Source organism: Haloarcula salina, from assembly GCF_049603855.1.
Lineage (GTDB): Archaea > Halobacteriota > Halobacteria > Halobacteriales > Haloarculaceae > Haloarcula > Haloarcula salina_A.
In genome coordinates, this window is the sequence record NZ_CP187146.1 from 1,718,418 (window position 1) to 1,733,968 (window position 15,551).

General features: G+C 67.2%; 17 protein-coding genes and 1 pseudogene. 14 read left to right on the top strand and 4 right to left on the bottom strand.

Annotation, left to right across the window (positions count from 1 at the left end; translation table 11 throughout):
- The first annotated feature begins 53 nt into the window (after positions 1-53).
- From ACOZ4I_RS08775 to ACOZ4I_RS08795, 5 genes and pseudogenes are all read left to right on the top strand, one after another.
- Positions 54-357 (top strand): annotated as a pseudogene (locus ACOZ4I_RS08775) (toxin-antitoxin system TumE family protein).
- A gap of 23 nt (positions 358-380) precedes the next feature.
- Positions 381-830, top strand: a complete 450-nt coding sequence (locus ACOZ4I_RS08780; protein WP_423998610.1) for a hypothetical protein — start codon at positions 381-383, stop codon at positions 828-830.
- Positions 831-1,014: 184 nt separating this feature from the next.
- Positions 1,015-1,284, top strand: coding sequence for an AbrB/MazE/SpoVT family DNA-binding domain-containing protein (locus ACOZ4I_RS08785; RefSeq protein ID WP_423998612.1), 270 nt, complete (start codon positions 1,015-1,017; stop codon positions 1,282-1,284).
- Between the two features lie 215 nt (positions 1,285-1,499).
- On the top strand, positions 1,500-1,796 hold the full coding sequence (locus ACOZ4I_RS08790; protein WP_423998614.1) for a ribbon-helix-helix domain-containing protein: 297 nt from the start codon (positions 1,500-1,502) through the stop codon (positions 1,794-1,796).
- Positions 1,783-2,073, top strand: a complete 291-nt coding sequence (locus ACOZ4I_RS08795; protein ID WP_423998616.1) for a type II toxin-antitoxin system RelE family toxin — start codon at positions 1,783-1,785, stop codon at positions 2,071-2,073. Before ACOZ4I_RS08790 ends, ACOZ4I_RS08795 begins: the two co-directional genes overlap by 14 nt.
- A gap of 55 nt (positions 2,074-2,128) precedes the next feature.
- On the opposite strand, the gene ACOZ4I_RS08800 is transcribed toward ACOZ4I_RS08795, so the two are convergent.
- Positions 2,129-2,824 carry an NADH-quinone oxidoreductase subunit B gene (locus tag ACOZ4I_RS08800; RefSeq protein WP_423998618.1) on the bottom strand — a complete coding sequence of 232 codons (696 nt, stop codon included), beginning with the start codon at positions 2,822-2,824 and terminating at the stop codon, positions 2,129-2,131.
- A gap of 88 nt (positions 2,825-2,912) precedes the next feature.
- Here ACOZ4I_RS08800 and ACOZ4I_RS08805 point away from each other — a divergent pair, with 88 nt between their 5' ends.
- The 9 genes from ACOZ4I_RS08805 to ACOZ4I_RS08845 all read left to right on the top strand — a co-directional run bounded on the left by ACOZ4I_RS08805 (position 2,913) and on the right by ACOZ4I_RS08845 (position 12,600).
- Positions 2,913-3,596, top strand: a complete 684-nt coding sequence (locus ACOZ4I_RS08805; RefSeq protein ID WP_423998620.1) for a helix-turn-helix domain-containing protein — start codon at positions 2,913-2,915, stop codon at positions 3,594-3,596.
- Positions 3,597-3,689: 93 nt separating this feature from the next.
- Positions 3,690-3,941: an AbrB/MazE/SpoVT family DNA-binding domain-containing protein gene (locus ACOZ4I_RS08810; protein ID WP_423998622.1), complete on the top strand. Its 252-nt coding sequence runs from the start codon at positions 3,690-3,692 to the stop codon at positions 3,939-3,941.
- Entirely contained in the window at positions 3,942-4,376 is a 435-nt protein-coding gene (locus ACOZ4I_RS08815) for a PIN domain-containing protein (protein WP_423998624.1), read from the top strand.
- A 124-nt stretch (positions 4,377-4,500) separates the two neighbouring features.
- Positions 4,501-6,198, top strand: coding sequence for a sodium:phosphate symporter (locus tag ACOZ4I_RS08820; RefSeq protein WP_423998626.1), 1,698 nt, complete (start codon positions 4,501-4,503; stop codon positions 6,196-6,198).
- 80 nt (positions 6,199-6,278) lie between these two features.
- A complete protein-coding gene (locus tag ACOZ4I_RS08825) occupies positions 6,279-6,980 on the top strand; it encodes an ABC transporter ATP-binding protein (RefSeq protein WP_423998628.1) in 702 nt (233 codons plus the stop codon).
- A 6-nt stretch (positions 6,981-6,986) separates the two neighbouring features.
- Positions 6,987-10,031, top strand: a complete 3,045-nt coding sequence (locus tag ACOZ4I_RS08830; protein ID WP_423998630.1) for an FtsX-like permease family protein — start codon at positions 6,987-6,989, stop codon at positions 10,029-10,031.
- A gap of 208 nt (positions 10,032-10,239) precedes the next feature.
- Positions 10,240-10,515: a hypothetical protein gene (locus ACOZ4I_RS08835; protein WP_423998632.1), complete on the top strand. Its 276-nt coding sequence runs from the start codon at positions 10,240-10,242 to the stop codon at positions 10,513-10,515.
- The gene (locus ACOZ4I_RS08840; protein ID WP_423998634.1) at positions 10,515-11,603 is read left to right on the top strand and encodes a DUF4350 domain-containing protein; all 1,089 of its coding nucleotides are present in this window, start codon (positions 10,515-10,517) and stop codon (positions 11,601-11,603) included. Before ACOZ4I_RS08835 ends, ACOZ4I_RS08840 begins: the two co-directional genes overlap by 1 nt.
- The gene (locus ACOZ4I_RS08845) at positions 11,596-12,600 is read left to right on the top strand and encodes an AAA family ATPase (RefSeq protein WP_423998636.1); all 1,005 of its coding nucleotides are present in this window, start codon (positions 11,596-11,598) and stop codon (positions 12,598-12,600) included. Before ACOZ4I_RS08840 ends, ACOZ4I_RS08845 begins: the two co-directional genes overlap by 8 nt.
- Positions 12,601-12,621: 21 nt before the next feature.
- Here ACOZ4I_RS08845 and ACOZ4I_RS08850 read toward each other — a convergent pair whose 3' ends face one another.
- The 3 genes from ACOZ4I_RS08850 to ACOZ4I_RS08860 are packed head-to-tail and all read right to left on the bottom strand — an operon-like array spanning position 12,622 to position 15,519.
- Positions 12,622-13,596: a hypothetical protein gene (locus ACOZ4I_RS08850; protein WP_423998638.1), complete on the bottom strand. Its 975-nt coding sequence runs from the start codon at positions 13,594-13,596 to the stop codon at positions 12,622-12,624.
- The gene (locus ACOZ4I_RS08855) at positions 13,589-14,086 is read right to left on the bottom strand and encodes a hypothetical protein (protein WP_423998640.1); all 498 of its coding nucleotides are present in this window, start codon (positions 14,084-14,086) and stop codon (positions 13,589-13,591) included. Before ACOZ4I_RS08855 ends, ACOZ4I_RS08850 begins: the two co-directional genes overlap by 8 nt.
- On the bottom strand, positions 14,083-15,519 hold the full coding sequence (locus ACOZ4I_RS08860) for a DUF58 domain-containing protein (RefSeq protein WP_423998642.1): 1,437 nt from the start codon (positions 15,517-15,519) through the stop codon (positions 14,083-14,085). The genes ACOZ4I_RS08855 and ACOZ4I_RS08860 overlap by 4 nt, the downstream gene beginning before the upstream one ends.
- Between the last annotated feature and the right edge of the window lie 32 nt (positions 15,520-15,551).

Below are 15,551 nucleotides of genomic sequence, written 5' to 3' on the forward strand. Positions count from 1 at the left end.
CTGTGTACCAATGAATGAGGATGGCCTGACCGACGGACGACGACCTCGATGGCGTGAGTGTGGGAAGGAAGTACCCCGACGGGACCGTTATCCGCGTGTTCTGCATGCGGACCGACCGTGACGCGTACCCGTTTGGGTGGGCCTACAAGCTTCACACGGTGCGACGGAACCAGACCACCCCGCACGCTCGACGATGGAACGATCCGTCGGTACGACAACTCGCACGAGGACACTAAAGGGCACGAGCTGCACGTCGCACCGGATCCCGACCCAGACATCATTACATTCCCTGGCATGGTCGAACTCTGGGAACGGTTCTGGAGCGAGATTCCGAAATCCGAGTTCGAAATCGCGTGAGGCCATCAGATACGGTGATACCCATGAACGATACTACGCCGCCGTTGCATCCAATGGAGCGCGAACAGCTTCGGGACGAATCGACCCTCGCCATAACTGTGAAGTCGCCCAGTGAGTTTCACGACGACGTCACCGACGAAATCGAGGCGCTCGAACGGGGTGACGCGATGGATTCCACACCGACGCTCTCGTTCACCAGCTACGACGACCTCATGGAGACCCTGACGCCGCGTGTCCTCGATCTCATCGAAGCCATCCGTCGGGAAGAGCCATCCAGTATCAACGAGACCGCACGAGTTGTTGATCGGGACGTGAAGAACGTCCATGAAGAACTCAGTCGGCTCGCCCAGTTGGGCATCATCTTCTTCGAGGAAGACGGGCAGAGCAAGCGCCCGGTCGTCTGGTTCGACGAACTCCACATCAACCTCCCGTTCGATTCTGAGGCTGGTGATCCAACTGCTGCTACGCCGTGACATTCCTCGCGAAATCCACGCAATTCTACGGATACGACTACCGATGATGGCGGCAATGTGCGTTCGTACGCACGATTGAGGGATCTCGTGAGGCTGCTTTTCTCCGATCGACCGTGGCCGCCCCGCTCGAATCGTAGGCAAGCGTGTTGTCTGTCACCGTTCTACTGAGACTGTGTGATCCAGGATGAAAAATAAATCAGAGGCCGTAGCCTCCGGAAAAGAGTTCACGCTGAAAGTCGACGACAGTGGGAGAGTCATGCTTCCGAAAGAATTTCGAGACCACCTCGGGATCGATCCGAATGATGAGATTCGAGCAACACTCGTAGGCTCCGTACTCGAACTCAATCCAAAGCAAAGTTCGAAACTGAAGACGGCAACGGCTGGCCGGGAAACGTGGAACAATACGACCCCGATCGACGCTGGCGAAGGTCTCTTCGGGATGAGAGATGATTGATCGGGGTGTCGGTGTTCATGGAAATGGCAAAAAAGCCTCGCCGTTTATCGCGATGAGGGTGTCAATGATGTCGAAATTCTCCATATCGGGATAGGCGGAGTGCTCAATGCAGGCGATATCAGCGCAGACAAAAGCCACGACGTGTACGATTCGATGTAGAGTTGTCTTCTGACACACCGACAATGCTTATGGTAATACGAGGGTAATACAGAAGTATGTCTGACACTGGTACAGGGGCCAATGACGACCCCAACATGACCACAATCACGCTCAAAATTCCGCAGGCGTTTTTGGATGACCTCGATGCGACCTGGCGTGCCGAGGACTTCCCGTCTCGAAGCGAGTTTATCCGATGGGCGCTTCGGGACGCTGTCAAGCACCCCTCGTTCTCGCGCAAGGGGTGGAAGGACATCGCCGCCAGCGAACACCAACTGGCGACTGGGGAGGGGGAGACCTACAGTAGCGACGATATCCGGGAGCGGTTGAACGACGACACGGATGCCAGCGAGTGACGACGTGTGGGACTGGAAGTTCACTGACCCCGCAGAACGTGAGTACGAAAAGCTCCAGCCACACGAGCAGGAACGCATCGTCTCGAAGCTCGACGAAATCGTCACCGACCAGTGGCGCGATCCGAGCGATTATCTGGAACCACTGACCGGTGCGCCGCATTCGAAGCTCCGAATCGGTGCGTTTCGCCTCGGCTGTAAGGCAGTCACGGATGACCAGACTCTGTGGGTCTACACCATTGAAAAGCGACCTGGGGCCTACAAACCCGGCGACGACTAGCCAGTCACAGAGACCTGGCCGTCTGTGGAAGATGTCCGCGCTCACAAGTCTGGCGCTACGCCTCCGGCGGCTCGGCCCCGTCGTAGCGCATGACGAGCGTGTCCTCGTCGATCTCGTCGGCGAGCTTCTCGACCAGTCCGTCGCGTTCGAGGGCGCCGAACTGCCGTAGCTCGTACGGCTCGACCGTGACGGGCGAGCGTTCTCCGTGTGCGACCCGTTCCTGGAGTTTGGCGATGCCGTAGAGCAGCGCTTCCGGACGCGGCGGACAGCCCGGGACGTGGATGTCGACCGGGATGATCTGTTCTGCGCCCTTGATGACGTTGTAGCCTTCCTGAAACGGGCCCCCAGAGATGGTACACGAGCCCATACTGACGACGAACTTCGGTTCGGGCATCTGGTCGTAGACGCGCTTCATCCGCGGGGCGAACTTCGTCACGATGGTCCCCGGAACGACCAGGAGGTCCGCCTGTCGCGGCGAGGCTCGCGGGACCCCGGCCGCGAAGCGGTCGAGGTCGTGCTTCGGGCCGAGCGCGCTCATCATCTCGATGGTACAGCAGGCGATGCCGAACTGGAGGATGAACATGGACGACCCCCGCACCCAGTTCATGAACGCGTCGAACTTCGTGAGGATGAACGGCGAGGACCCGAACACCTCGCGGAGCCTGCCGTTGTGGCGGCTGTCCGCGCTCCCGTCTCCGGCCCTCCGTCCTCCGATACGTCCGTCGACCGCGTTCTGCCGGTCGCTGCTCATGAACACCTGTCGCTCGGGGGCACTGGCGAATAGTCGTGCTGTCGGCTGTACTAGTGTGTTTAAAAAGTGAGCGAACGGTGAACGAGGCATGAAGTACCTCCACCTGCGGATCCGCTACGAGCGGGCCTACCAGCATCCGATGCAGCGTCTCCTGACGGACTGTGACGACATCGAACGCAGCTGGCTCGTCACGTGGAACCTGCAGGACGAGGGCGACGTGCTCCGGACGCTGTTTTACATCATCGGCGACCGCGAGCGATACGAGCGGGAGATTGCCGCCGCAGAGCAGACCATCGACTACGACATCACGCCCGTCCACGAGGGGACGTTCTACGCCTACGTTCGCGAGCGCGAGATGGAGATCTTCAAGCGCTTCCGGGCGGCGTTCGCGCGGCCGTCACTGGTCGTCGTCCCGCCGCTCGCGTATCGGCCCCACGGCATCGTCGACTTCGACGTGGTCGGCGAACCCGCGGACCTGGAGCGGGTCCTCGACGAACTCCCCGATGAGATTTCGGCGCAGGTCTCGGAGGTCGGCGAGTACGACGTACAACCGGGCGCGCCGGCCGACAATCTCACGTCGCGACAGCGCGAGGCGGTTCGGGCGGCCCTCGACGTGGGCTACTACGAGGTTCCCCGTGTCGGGAGCGTCGCGGACGTGGCCGAGCGCCTCGGCTGTGCGACGAGTACCGCGTCGAACCACCTCCAGAAAGCGGAGGGGCGACTCGTCCGGCAGTTCGTCGGCGGCGGGGCTGTCGACGCGCTCGACGGTTGACGGCGTGGCGAGAGAGACGGAAGTCGAGACGGATGCATCGCTAGTGTTCGCTCACACTATCATTTATCAGGGATGGATTTCATAGACTTGTGTATGAGTAGTGAGCGCGTCGACTCCGAAAGCAAAGTGTCGGGGAATCAAGCGAATATCCCCGCTCGCATCCGTCGAGAGCTCGATATCGACGATGGCGACAAACTCCGCTGGTATATCGAGTCGGACGGGACACTCCGCGTCGAGATCGTCCAACAGCAGCGTGGCACGTTCAGTGAGTTCGATGGCTACGACGGTGACGAGAAGACAGATGCCGCGACCGAACACGACGCGTGGGGCGTCGACGTCGAGTAGATGCCGCGCGCACTTGTCGATACAACCGTCCTCTTCGCGGCAGCGTACCGCCGGGACAGCGAGCATGACAAGGCTGTCCCGATTCTTCGGGGCATAGATAGCGCTACTCTCCCCGAAGCGGTGATCCTTGATTACGTCCTGGCCGAGACGTTGAATGGATTGACGACCCACGCAGGTCACGACGCAGCCGCTGACTTTCTCGACCGACTCGAGGAAAACGCTCGATTCCACATCGACTCCCTGACGGGCGACGCGTTCGCTACTGGGAAAGCACTCTTCCGCCAGTATGAGCGGTTTTCGTTCGTTGACGCCTGTATCGTCGCCTATATGCAGACTGAAGGGTTCGGCTATCTCTACGCGTTCGACGACGATTTCGATGCTGTGGAAGATGTCTATCGCCTCGATACGGCAGCGAACCCGTATCAGCCAGGTTGACGAGCGAATGTTCCAACCGACACGACGAGAGTTGTCCTGCCATCGAACGACCGCAAGCATCCCCGCACCGGACCACCGACCGAACCGACAACGCTCTTACACCTCCCTGCTGTAGGGCCACCCAATGAGTGACGGACGGCGGGGGCGCGCGCTGCTGGTGGTCGCCGTGTTGGCCGTGGCCGTCGCCGCTCGGCTGACCTCGCTGCACTGGACGCCGCTGCCGTCGACGCTAGACGGGTTCGGGTACGTCGCACTCGCCCGCGACGCCATCGAGACGGGGTCGTTCCCGTTCGCGCGGTTCCGGGCGGACAACATGGTGTTCACCGGCGTGCTGACGGCTGTGGGCCTGGTCACCGGCGAGCGACCGCTGTACGTCGCCCAGCCGGTCGTCGCGCTGACCGGCGGGGCCTCTTGCCTGACGGCGATGGCGCTCGTCAGACGCCTGGCCCGGACCCAGCGCTGGCGCGGACGGCGCGTCACCGCGGCGATGGCGCTCTCGGGCTTCGGGCTGGCGGTCTCGGGCATCTACCTCCGACGGACCGGCCAGACCGACGAGGAGGCGCTCGCGCTGTTGCTGGTCCCGTTGTTCGCCATCGCGGTCCACCGCCTGTTCGCGACGGACGGGAGCAGGCTCCGGTGGGGCACTCTCACTGGACTCCTGTTCGTCGCGTTCCCGCTCTTGCACACGTTCAGTTCGCTCGTCGTCGGCCTGGTCCTCACCGGGGTGCTGGCCGCGTGGCTCGCCCGTATCCCGTCGCGGCGCGACGCCGTCACCGCCGCCGTCGTGGTCGGTGGGTTCTGGGTGTATATGTGGGGCTACTACCGGCTCGCGGAACGGTCGCTGCTCGAAGTTCCCTACGTCGACCGCGTGAGCGCCTATCCCGGGCTCTTTCTCGCCTGGGTGGTCGTCCTCGCGGTGACGCTGGTGTGGTTCCAGCGCACGAGCGCGCGCCTCCAGCGCGCGACGGTCGGCGGCGCGGTCGGGCTCTGGTTCGTGGCGCTGGGGGCGAACGTCCTGCGGACCGTCTTCCCCGGGACGCAGTCGACCCCGACCGGCCTCGTGGTGCTCGTCACCGCCTTCGCCGTGCCAGTCGCGTTCGCGCTCGTCGGTCTGCCGCTCGCGAGTCGCGACCGCCGACAGAGCGGTCCGGTGGTTCTCGCGCTGTTGCTCGCGCCTATCGTCGTCGTGTACTTCTCGCTGACCGCGGCGCTGACGCCGGAGTACTACGGGACGGCGCTGCGCGGGCAGACGTTCGTCCACTTCCCGGTGTTCGTCCTCGCCGGCCTCGGGGTGGCGAAGGTGGCCTACTCGGACGACCGGTCGCCGACGCCGAGGGGTGGGCTCGGCTCGATCCGACCGTCACGGAACCGGGTCGCGACCGTGCTTGCGACGCTGTTCATCGTCGCGGCGCTCGTCACCGCCCCCATCGCCTTCGTCAACCTCGACACGCTCGCGTTCCCGACGGGCGCGACGGAGTCGCAGTTCGCGGCGGCGACGTTCACCGCGGAGCACGTCGACGAGCAGTGGGCGTCCGACCACCCGTTCACCCGGATCGTCGCGCTGTACTACCCGACGGCGACGGCCAACGGCACGTACCAGCCGGTCGCGCGCTGGCTCGGGGGCGGAGCCGCGCCGACCTGTCCGACGCTGTCCAGACACTCGTGGTCGACGACGGGCGCGCACCTGTTCCCGGCCGGGAGCGAAACGACGACGCCCGCGGCGCTGTCCGAGTGGCGCTACCGGACGAACGTGGTCTACGACACGCGCGGCGTGGACCGCGTGTGGCTCTCGCGGCCGACCGAAGGCCAGGCCGGCTGTTGAGTCAACGGCCGGAACCGCCGGACTTGTCAGCGATTCGTGTAACCGTGGCATACAATACGGGGCCGCCTGAAAGACCGACAATGACTGACCCCGTCCTCGCCGGAACAGACCTGCGCGTGACGCGGCGGGGAACGACGATTCTCGACGGCGTCTCGATCACGGTCCCGCCGGACGCGGCGATGCTCGTCCAGGGACCGAGCGGGGCCGGGAAGTCGACCCTGTTCAACGTCCTCGGCCTGCTCGAACCGCCCTCTAGCGGCCGGCTGGAGGTCGACGGTCGGGACGCGAGCGACCTCTCAGAGCGCCAGCGGGCCGCCCTGCGCCGGACGACGCTGGGGTTCGTCTTCCAGGACTTCCAGCTCATCGGCGACCTCACCGCGCGCGAGAACGCCTCGCTCCCCCAGGAACACGCGGGCGACCGGGACCCCGAATGGCTCGACACGCTGTTCGAGCGCCTCGGCATCGACGGACTGGAGAACCAGTACCCCGCGACGCTGAGCGGCGGCGAGAAACAGCGCGTCGCCATCGCCCGGGCGCTCGCCAACCGACCCGAGATCATCCTCGCCGACGAGCCGACCGGACAGCTCGACCCCGACACTGCCGAGTCCGTGCTAGACCTGCTGTTCAGCATCAAGGCCTCCACCGAGACGGCGCTCGTGGTCATCAGCCACGACCCCCAGCTCGCAAAGCGGTTCGACGAGCGGCTGTTCATTCGCGACGGCACCCTCGTCGCGGACGCGCCCGACAGGCGAGCGGCCGAGCGGTCGCCGGAGACGCGCTAGGGATCGATGGGCTATCGCAACGCCATCCTGTTTCGCTGGTCGCGCCGCGACCGGCTGACGGTCGTCGTCGTCGCCGTGACGGCCGCGTTCCTCATCGGAACGATCCTGTTGCTGTTCACCGCGGTGACCTACTCCGAGACGTTCGCCGAGCCGCTGGCGAGTTCGGAGACGGTGACGTACCACGAGGCGGGTGACGGACCGCCGCCGGCCGAGGCGAACACGACCGTGTTGCGCGTGGCGCGCGCGTCGGTCAACGGGTCGACGGTCAGGGTGATCGGCATTCCACCGGACACCCCGCGGGTGTTGATCGAGGGGTCGGCCCAGTGGCAGGAGGGGCGACTGCCGACGATTCCCGAGGGCGTCGACGGCCGCGCGCCGGTCTCGCGACAGCGCAATCGGACCCTCCAGGGAACGAACGGGACCGTCGGGCTCACCGTGGTCCCACATGAGCAGGGCATCCAGTTCCTGCCCGAGCAGTGGTACGCGACGAACGTCTCGACCGCCGAGCGCCTCGGCGTGACGGGCTACTTCGTCATCGACCACACGCCAGGCGGGACGGGGCTGGGGAGCGTGCCCGCGAGCGGGTCGCCGCTGGTCAGCGCGCTCCTGTACGTCATCGGCGGCTTAGAGCAGGTGCTCTGGGCGCTCTCGGTCGCGGCGGCGGCGGGCGGCCTGCTCGTCCTCATCGTCGTCTACAGCGTGACGCGGATGAGCGTGCGCGACCGCCTCGACGCGATCCGCGTCATCCGCTCGACCGGCGCGCCGGGCTGGCGCGTGGGCCTCCTCTTTACCGTCCGGGCCGGCCTCCTCGTCACGGCGGGGGTGGCGCTGGGCTACGCCGTCGGCCTCATCACCATCAAGGCGCTCGTCAACGTCGCCATCTATGTCGGGCTCCCGATCGCACTCGACGTGTCCGTGACGGGCCAGAGCGCGACCGTCGTCGGGGCGGTCGCCGGTCTGTTCGTCCTGCTCGGTCTCGCCGCCGGCGCGCTCGCGGCCTACTCCGCGGCGACCCGGCCGCCGTCCTCGCTGGGCACGGGACGCACTCGGGGCGGTCAGTCCGCACAGACCGCCCTCGCGCGGCTCCGTCGGGTGCTGTCGCCGACGCTGCTGTCGTGGCGCTCGGTCGTGCCGACGGCGGCGACGCTGACGGTCTTCGGCGTCACCTTCCTGCTGGTCGTCTCGCTGGCCGGCCTCGCGTCTCCGCTTGCCGGCGGCGCGGGCGGGGCGGGGACCATCACCGAGGCCGGCGCGCCCCACCCGCTGAACAGCCGCCTCGATCCGGACTACGCGCGGGTCCTGCGCGCTAACGGGACGGAAGCGAGCGCGGAAATCATCTACGCGCAGGTCTCCGACGGCCAGCCATACATGGCGCGGGGCGCGGACTACGACGCGTTCTCGAACGTTACCGGGGCTACGCTCGTCGAGGGCGAGCGCCCGGACGCCTACGACGAGGCCGTCATCGGCAGCGACCTGGCGCGGACGCTCGACGTGTCCGTCGGAGACACGATGACGCTGTCCGGGAGCGTCAAGCCGGGCGTCCGACGGGTCACGGTCGTGGGCCGCTTCGACGCCGACCGGACGCTCGACGACCTGCTCGTCATCCCGCTGGAGACAGCGTCCGGTCTGGCAACGGGGCGGGGACAGGTCCACATGATCCGCGTCGACGGCCCCGTTCCGACGCCGGGCACGACGACGAACGAAACCGGCGCGGTGGTGACCGGGCTGTCGGGGCCGGCGCGGGTCACGCGCGGCGAGTCGTTCAACGTCACCGCGACCGTGCGAAACGTCGGGAGCGAGCGGGCGACGCGGGACGTGACCGTCAGGTATCGCGGCGAGCGAAAGACGACGAGCGTGTCCGTCCCGCCGGGCGGCCAGCGCCGGCCGAGCGTCGCCTTCACCGCGTCCGAACTCGGCCGGGCGAACGCCACCGCCGACGGGTATCGACACGCCGTCACCGTGGTCTCGCCCGACGCCATCACCATCCCGGAGCAGTTGCCGTCGAGAGCGCCGCCGGAGGCGGTCCTGTACGTCCCCGTCCTCTCCGAGACCGGCGAGCGCGTGCCGAACGCCACCGTCTCGGTGAACGGGCTCGAACTGGAGACCGGATCGAAGGGCGTCGCCATCGTCCCGCTTCCGCGCTCGCCCGGCAACTACACGATCACGGCCGCGGCCCGGGGGCAGACGGCGACCCACGACATCGCGGTCGTCCGCGGCGCGGAGAAACAGCTGTACGCGCAACTGTCGATCACACCCGAATCTGGGTCGGTTTTGACGACGCCCACGCTCGGCGTCGGCCTCGCGAACCCGTGGGACGAGCCGATGAGCCGCGAGATACGCGTCGTCGGCCCCGGCGTCTCGCGCAACCGGTCCGTGTACATGCCGCCGGGGAACGTTACCGAGACCCGGTTCAGCCCGGGGAGCGGCCGCGGACAGCCGGGAACCTACACGTACCGCGTGACCGCGAACGGGACGACGCTCGCGACGGCGGACTACCAGGTGACCGGCGACAGGCGACTCGTCTCGGCGGTCGCGAGCAACGGAGCGTACGCCTCCGGGACGCCCATCGAGCGCTCGATCGAGGGCGTGTTCGGCAACGTCCAGCTCATCCTCGGCGTCCTGATCGCGCTCTCGGCGCTTTCCACCGTCGGCAGCACGACGGCGACGTTCGCTCAGGCCGTTCACGCGCGGCGCCAGGCCATCGGCATCCACCGCTCGACCGGCGCGACCCAGTGGCGCGTGCTGCGGACGATCCTCGGCGACATCGCCCGCATCGCAGTCCCCGCCACGACGCTGGCGCTGGCGCTGTCGGTCGCCGTCCTCCAGTTCATGGAGAACGCCGGCTATCTCGTATTCTTCGGGTTCCGGCTCACCGCGCGGACGCCGCCGTCCGTCCTCGGGGGCATCTTCTTCGGTGGCATCGCGCTCGCGACGTTCGGCGCGCTCGTCGCAACGCTGCCGTACCTCGCCGCAGCCCCGGTGTCGCTGCTGGGGAGCGGCGACCGGACGCGGACGCCCGAGGACGACGGCGGAACGCCGTCCGACGATTGAGCGCGCGGTCGTCGGGCGGCTGGGCCGTCCGTTCGCTGGATGCTCGATTCTAGCGCCGTCGACTGTTCGAACCGCTAGCCGGTCGACGCTGTCGGCATCATCGGCCGCTCGACTGCGTTCGACGCACGACTCGAACGGCCCCGCGTCGAACGAGTCAACCGATTGTCACCGACGGACCTTTGGCGCTCCGCGGCCGACAACGCAACGTATGGCGACGCGACAGCGCCAGCGGTTCGTTTACGGGCACCTCGCGTGGGTGCTGGGGTCGCTGCTCGTCTTAGCGTTGCTGGACGCGCTGACCCTGGAACTGTTCTTCGTCGTGTCGCTCATCGGCTTTCTCGTCACGGTCGAACTGGTCGCACCGCGGGCGGTGTCGCCGCGCTGGCGACGGCGGCTCTGGGTGCTCGTCGCCGTCGGACTCGCTGGCTTCGCCTACGTGGTCGTCAAACGCATCCTCGAAATCCTGCCGCCGGGGCTCGTCTGATGGCGGGGCGAATCGAAGTCGACGACCCGCCGTGGCGACGGTTCGACGGGCCGAAAGCGCTGCTGGCCGTCTACGCCGCTGTCGCGGTGGTCGCGCTGCTGTACGCCGCGAGCACGTCGTCGGTGGCGTTCGGCGCGTACAACGCCCAGTGGGACGGTTCCGGCGACATGCGGGCTGTCGCGTCCGAGAACGGGTCGTCGGTGACCGTCGGGACCAACGTGAGCCAGTATCCGACGGCGGACGCGAACGACACCGTCGCCTTCGTCCTCTCGCCGGGGGAACCCTACACGCCGTCCGAAGTCGAGCGAGTCGAACGCTTCGTCCGCGCGGGCGGGACGCTCGTCGTCGCGGAGGACTACCGTCCGCACGCCAACGACCTGCTGTCCGGCATCGGGGCCAGCGCGCGCATCGACGGCCGGCCGCTGTACGACACGCGGAACCACGACCGGACGGCGGCGTTCCCGGAGGTGACGCCGACCGACTCCTCGCCAGTCACGGAGGGGGTCGAGACCGTCGTGTTCAACCACGGGACCGTCGTCGAACCCGGAGGCGCGTCGCCAATCTTGACCTCGTCGAGCTACGCCTATCTCGACGAGGACGGAGACGGCGAACTCGACGACGGCGAGTCGCTCGCCTCCCGACCCGTGGCCACGACCGAACCGGTCGGCTCTGGCCGCGTCGTCGTCGTAGGCGACCCGAGCGTGTTCGTCAACGCGATGCTGGACCGCGGCGACAACCGGCAGTTCGCGCGCAATCTCCTCGGCCCGACGGTGCTCCTCGATTACTCCCACGCCGGCGGCGTTCCACCGCTCGCCGCTGCCGTCCTGGCGCTCCGACGCTCGGGATGGCTGCTCGCGCTCTGCGGAGCGATCCTCGTCGCTACCTTCGTAGGTATCGACTGCCGCGTGGACGACCGACTCCGCGAGTACGTCCGGGATCGGCGGTCGGCCGGCGACCCGGGGGAACTGTCCGCGAGCGGCGTCGAGGCGTTCCTGCGGTCGCGACACCCCGACTGGGACGGCGCGCGAATCGCGAGAGTAACGGAAGCCGTTATGTCACAGCGGCGTAAACGACAATTCGATGACTGATCCGTCGGCGCTGTACGACCGCCTCGAAGCCGAAGCGGGCACCGTGCTCATCGGGAACGAGGAAGTCCTCCGTCACATCACGGTCGCGATGTTGACTCGCGGTCACGTCCTCCTAGAGGGCGTCCCTGGCGTGGCGAAGACCACTATCGCCACGCTCGTCGCGAACGCCACAGACCTGAACTACTCGCGAATCCAGATGACGCCCGACTTGCTCCCGGCCGATATCACCGGAACGACGGTCTATCATCAGCAAAGCGGCGAGTTCGAACTCCAGAAGGGACCCGTTTTCACGAACCTCGTCATCGCCGACGAGATCAACCGCGCGCCGCCGAAGACCCAGAGCGCGCTGCTCGAAGCGATGCAGGAGCGACAGGTATCGATCGAGGGCTCCACGCTGTCGCTGCCGACGCCGTTCACCGTCGTGGCGACGATGAACCCCCTCGAGATGGAGGGGACGTTCGAACTCCCCGAGGCCCAGCGCGACCGCTTCCAGATGAAACTCGTCTCCGAAATCCCGGACGAAGACGAAGAGCGCGCGATCCTCGACCGCTTCGACGCCGACCCGACGCTCGATTCGGGCGACATCTCGCAGGTCGTCACCCGGAACGAACTCCTGCAGGCCCGGAGCGTCGTCCCCGAGACGTACATCGACGACAGCATCAAGGAGTACATCCTGTCCATCGTTCGTGGGTCCCGCGACCACCGCAACGTCGCGCACGGGGCGTCGCCGCGCGCGACCCTGGCCCTGCAGAACACGGCGAAGGCGCTGGCGCGCATCGAGGGCCGCGACTACGTCATCCCGGACGACGTGAAGGGGGTGGCCGTGCCCGTGCTCCGCCACCGGCTGATCCTGAACAGCGACGCCGAACTCAGCAGGATCGACACCGCTGCGGTCATCGACGAGATTCTCAGTTCGATCACGCCCCCGGGGACCGGTTCTGACAGACGTCCCCCGGGTGCGGAGGCGGCGGTCGGCGACGGTGGCAGCGAACTGTAGCGAGATCGGCGGCGCAGTGTGTCAGTCCTCGTTCCGCGTCTCAGAGAGTGTCGCGACGCCGCTACTCTCTTCAGCCGGCGACCCCGCCGGCATCGGCTCTCGTTCCATCGCGGTCCCGGTCGCCCCGGGGCCTGATCGCTCCCAGGAGAGTGAGACAACCGCATTCGATCGCTCGTCCGTCCGCGCTTCGACGGTGATCGGGCGGTCGAGGCCCACGGCGAAACCGACCGCGAGGAGGGACACAGCGGGGTGGTCGGTCCGGGTGAGGTCGCCGAACGCCGGGCCGTCGAGAGCGACCGTCGCCCGTTCGTCCGCACCGAGCTCGACGTCCACGTCGTCGACGAGTTCGAACTGCTCCGTGAGCGCCGCGGCCAGATCGGCCCCGATCTGGCCCGGTGTCCCCGCGAACGTCCCGTCGACGGTCTCTTCGAACGAAGCGAACAGCCGACCGCCGGACGGCGGGAGGGCGACTCCCCGGCGCGTGTCGCCTTCGGTCGTGACGAACAGGTCCCCGAGCGCCTCGGCGTCCGGGAGCGCGTAGTCGACGTGCTGTGGGACGAACAGGCGGGCGTTAGCGTCGGGAAGTGCCGACGTCGGGACGTACACCGTCTCGTCCTGGAGTTCGAGTTCGCGGACGAGGCCCGATTCCACGTCCGCGAGCGCCCCGAACGTCGCACCGGTGACCGAACCCGAGACGAACCGCTCGGGCGTCAGGTAGTACGTCACGAGGCCGGCGAACGCACCCGTTCCGGCCAGCGCGACGAAGACCGTCCCCAGCGCGGGAAAGAGCGCTGCGCCGGCGAGCGAGGCGACTCCGATGGCGAGGAAACCGAGCGCGGTTCGGCGGTACGTCGACCGCTTGGCGCGTGCGTAAGATTCGCGCAGGCGGCGGTTCTCTTCGCGGGCGACTTCCAGTTCCGCGCGGAGCGTCGCTGGGTCCGGCCCGGCGTGCTGTTCGTCTCGGTCGGTCGACTCGTGGTCGTCGCGTTCACTCATGGGTCGGGGAGGACTGCGGTTGGTCTCGAGAGACGATACCGACGGTGACGAGGAGATAGCGGTGAAGGAGGTACGCGGCGGTCGCGAACCCGCAGCCGAGGACGAGCGCGACGGCCGTCGGATCGACCTGCCAGGCGGTGAGTGCCAGCCAGGTCAGGCCGCCGAACAGCGGGACGGCGACGGCGACGGTGGCCGCGGCCGCGCGCGGATTCGAGGACGTCAGCGCCGCCGCGAGCAGCGACAGGAACAGCCCCGCCTCGACGGCGGCTACGATTCCCGGCTGGGTCGGACCGACCGCGACGAGCGCGACCTGTCCGAAGGCGACCGCGAGAGGGGCGGTCCCCACGACGTAGATGCAGCCGAGCGCGAACGCCGCGAGAGTCGCCCACAGCGGTCCGCTCCAGACGATGGCGACCGCGGCCACGCCGATACCGAGCGCACCGGGTACCGACCTCGCCGAGGGTGGCCAGCGTTCCTCCACGCGGGTCACGCGACCTCACCTCGCGTCGAGTCGGTCGGCGACCGAGAGAGGAGTGACTCGATGCGGTCCGGCGGCGCGACCTCGTAGGCCGTCACCGAGTCCATCTCGCAGAGCTCTCGCCGGAACTGGTCGAAGTGGCGGTATCGCTCGTAGGCGTCGTCGGTCGCCGCGAGGAGTTCGTCGTCGAACGCCACCGACGGCGTCAGAAACACGACGACCTCCGTCGCGTTCTGCCGGGCGAGCCCCGCGGTTTCGCGGAGTTCGCCGGGGTCCGTGTCGTCCGAACAGATGACCACCAGGTCGGCATTCCGTATCTCGTGTTTCGCAGACCGAAACCCGTTGTACAGCTGTTCGTCCGGCAACAGCGTGCGCTGGTGATCCTGGTACGATAGCAGGACCCGCTCCATCCGGGTGAGCGTTGGGTCGCCGTCGGTGACGGTCACCGGACTGCCGCCGCGGGTGGTCCCGGACGACCGGATGTCCGACTCGGCGTCCGTCACGGCGAGGTCGGTCAAGTGGTGGTGGCACGACTCGTAGGCCTCCGGCCTGGCGGTGGGAGACATGGTCCCGGTCACTCCAGAGTCACCGACGGTCAGATAGCCGATCGGGTCGCGGTCAGCGTCTGCACGTTTGCGGATCGCCGAGGCCACCGCGCGCAGGTGGTCGAGTTTCGTTCGACCCGCCGGTCCGTCGCCCATCGTACTCCGGTGATCGACGACGAGGACTGTCTGGCGGTTGCTCTCTGCTTCGTACTCGCGCACGTGCGGTTCGTCCAGCCTTGCTGTCGCCTTCCAGTCGACGTACTTCATCGCGTCCCCGGGGACGTACTTGCGAATTTCCTCGGCCGAGAGGCCGCCCTGACTGCCGCGAGACTCGTGTTCGCCGACGCCACGCAGGAGTCGCTCGCCGCTCTGTCCGACGTGGACCGGCCCGACCGACGGGGATTCGACGGTGACTGACGGCGTCGAACCGGTGTCGAACTCCTGGACGAACAGTCCGGCGGCGTCGCGGACTGACACCGTCGCCTCGTCCACGGTGTGTTCGCCGACCGTCTCCCACCTGAACGGGACCGTAATCGACGATTCGGCCTGCGTCCGGGCGAGCGTGACGACCGGTTCCGTCGCGCTCGCTCGCTCGGCGGCGACCGGCACGTTCGCCCGGGCCGTTACCGTGCAGTGTGAACTAGCGCCGTCTATCGCCGCGGCGAGCCGAAACGTCGTTTCGGTCCCCGTCGGGACGCGAGATCGGTCGAGCGACTGATCGACGGAGAGGGTGCGTTCGATCCGCGTCACCGACCGAACGAAGACCGCTTGCATCGCCAGGACCCACCCCAGCAACCCGGCCGCGGCGACGAACAGCGGCGTCGAACCGAGGAGCCAGCCGCCGAGGACGAGACAGAGTGCCACCCCAGTGGTGAGCCAGAATCGGCGGGTAAGACGCATTACGCCAAGGTACTGCGTCGACCTCATTGAAG

Bases quoted from the DNA above. Each gene is read 5' to 3' on its own strand.
- ACOZ4I_RS08780 (WP_423998610.1), top strand. From the start codon at position 381: ATGAACGATACTACGCCGCCGTTGCATCCAATGGAGCGCGAACAGCTT.
- ACOZ4I_RS08785 (WP_423998612.1), top strand. From the start codon at position 1,015: ATGAAAAATAAATCAGAGGCCGTAGCCTCCGGAAAAGAGTTCACGCTG.
- ACOZ4I_RS08790 (WP_423998614.1), top strand. From the start codon at position 1,500: ATGTCTGACACTGGTACAGGGGCCAATGACGACCCCAACATGACCACA.
- ACOZ4I_RS08795 (WP_423998616.1), top strand. From the start codon at position 1,783: ATGCCAGCGAGTGACGACGTGTGGGACTGGAAGTTCACTGACCCCGCA.
- ACOZ4I_RS08800 (WP_423998618.1), bottom strand. From the start codon at position 2,824: ATGAGCAGCGACCGGCAGAACGCGGTCGACGGACGTATCGGAGGACGG.
- ACOZ4I_RS08805 (WP_423998620.1), top strand. From the start codon at position 2,913: ATGAAGTACCTCCACCTGCGGATCCGCTACGAGCGGGCCTACCAGCAT.
- ACOZ4I_RS08810 (WP_423998622.1), top strand. From the start codon at position 3,690: ATGAGTAGTGAGCGCGTCGACTCCGAAAGCAAAGTGTCGGGGAATCAA.
- ACOZ4I_RS08815 (WP_423998624.1), top strand. From the start codon at position 3,942: ATGCCGCGCGCACTTGTCGATACAACCGTCCTCTTCGCGGCAGCGTAC.
- ACOZ4I_RS08820 (WP_423998626.1), top strand. From the start codon at position 4,501: ATGAGTGACGGACGGCGGGGGCGCGCGCTGCTGGTGGTCGCCGTGTTG.
- ACOZ4I_RS08825 (WP_423998628.1), top strand. From the start codon at position 6,279: ATGACTGACCCCGTCCTCGCCGGAACAGACCTGCGCGTGACGCGGCGG.
- ACOZ4I_RS08830 (WP_423998630.1), top strand. From the start codon at position 6,987: ATGGGCTATCGCAACGCCATCCTGTTTCGCTGGTCGCGCCGCGACCGG.
- ACOZ4I_RS08835 (WP_423998632.1), top strand. From the start codon at position 10,240: ATGGCGACGCGACAGCGCCAGCGGTTCGTTTACGGGCACCTCGCGTGG.
- ACOZ4I_RS08840 (WP_423998634.1), top strand. From the start codon at position 10,515: ATGGCGGGGCGAATCGAAGTCGACGACCCGCCGTGGCGACGGTTCGAC.
- ACOZ4I_RS08845 (WP_423998636.1), top strand. From the start codon at position 11,596: ATGACTGATCCGTCGGCGCTGTACGACCGCCTCGAAGCCGAAGCGGGC.
- ACOZ4I_RS08850 (WP_423998638.1), bottom strand. From the start codon at position 13,596: ATGAGTGAACGCGACGACCACGAGTCGACCGACCGAGACGAACAGCAC.
- ACOZ4I_RS08860 (WP_423998642.1), bottom strand. From the start codon at position 15,519: ATGCGTCTTACCCGCCGATTCTGGCTCACCACTGGGGTGGCACTCTGT.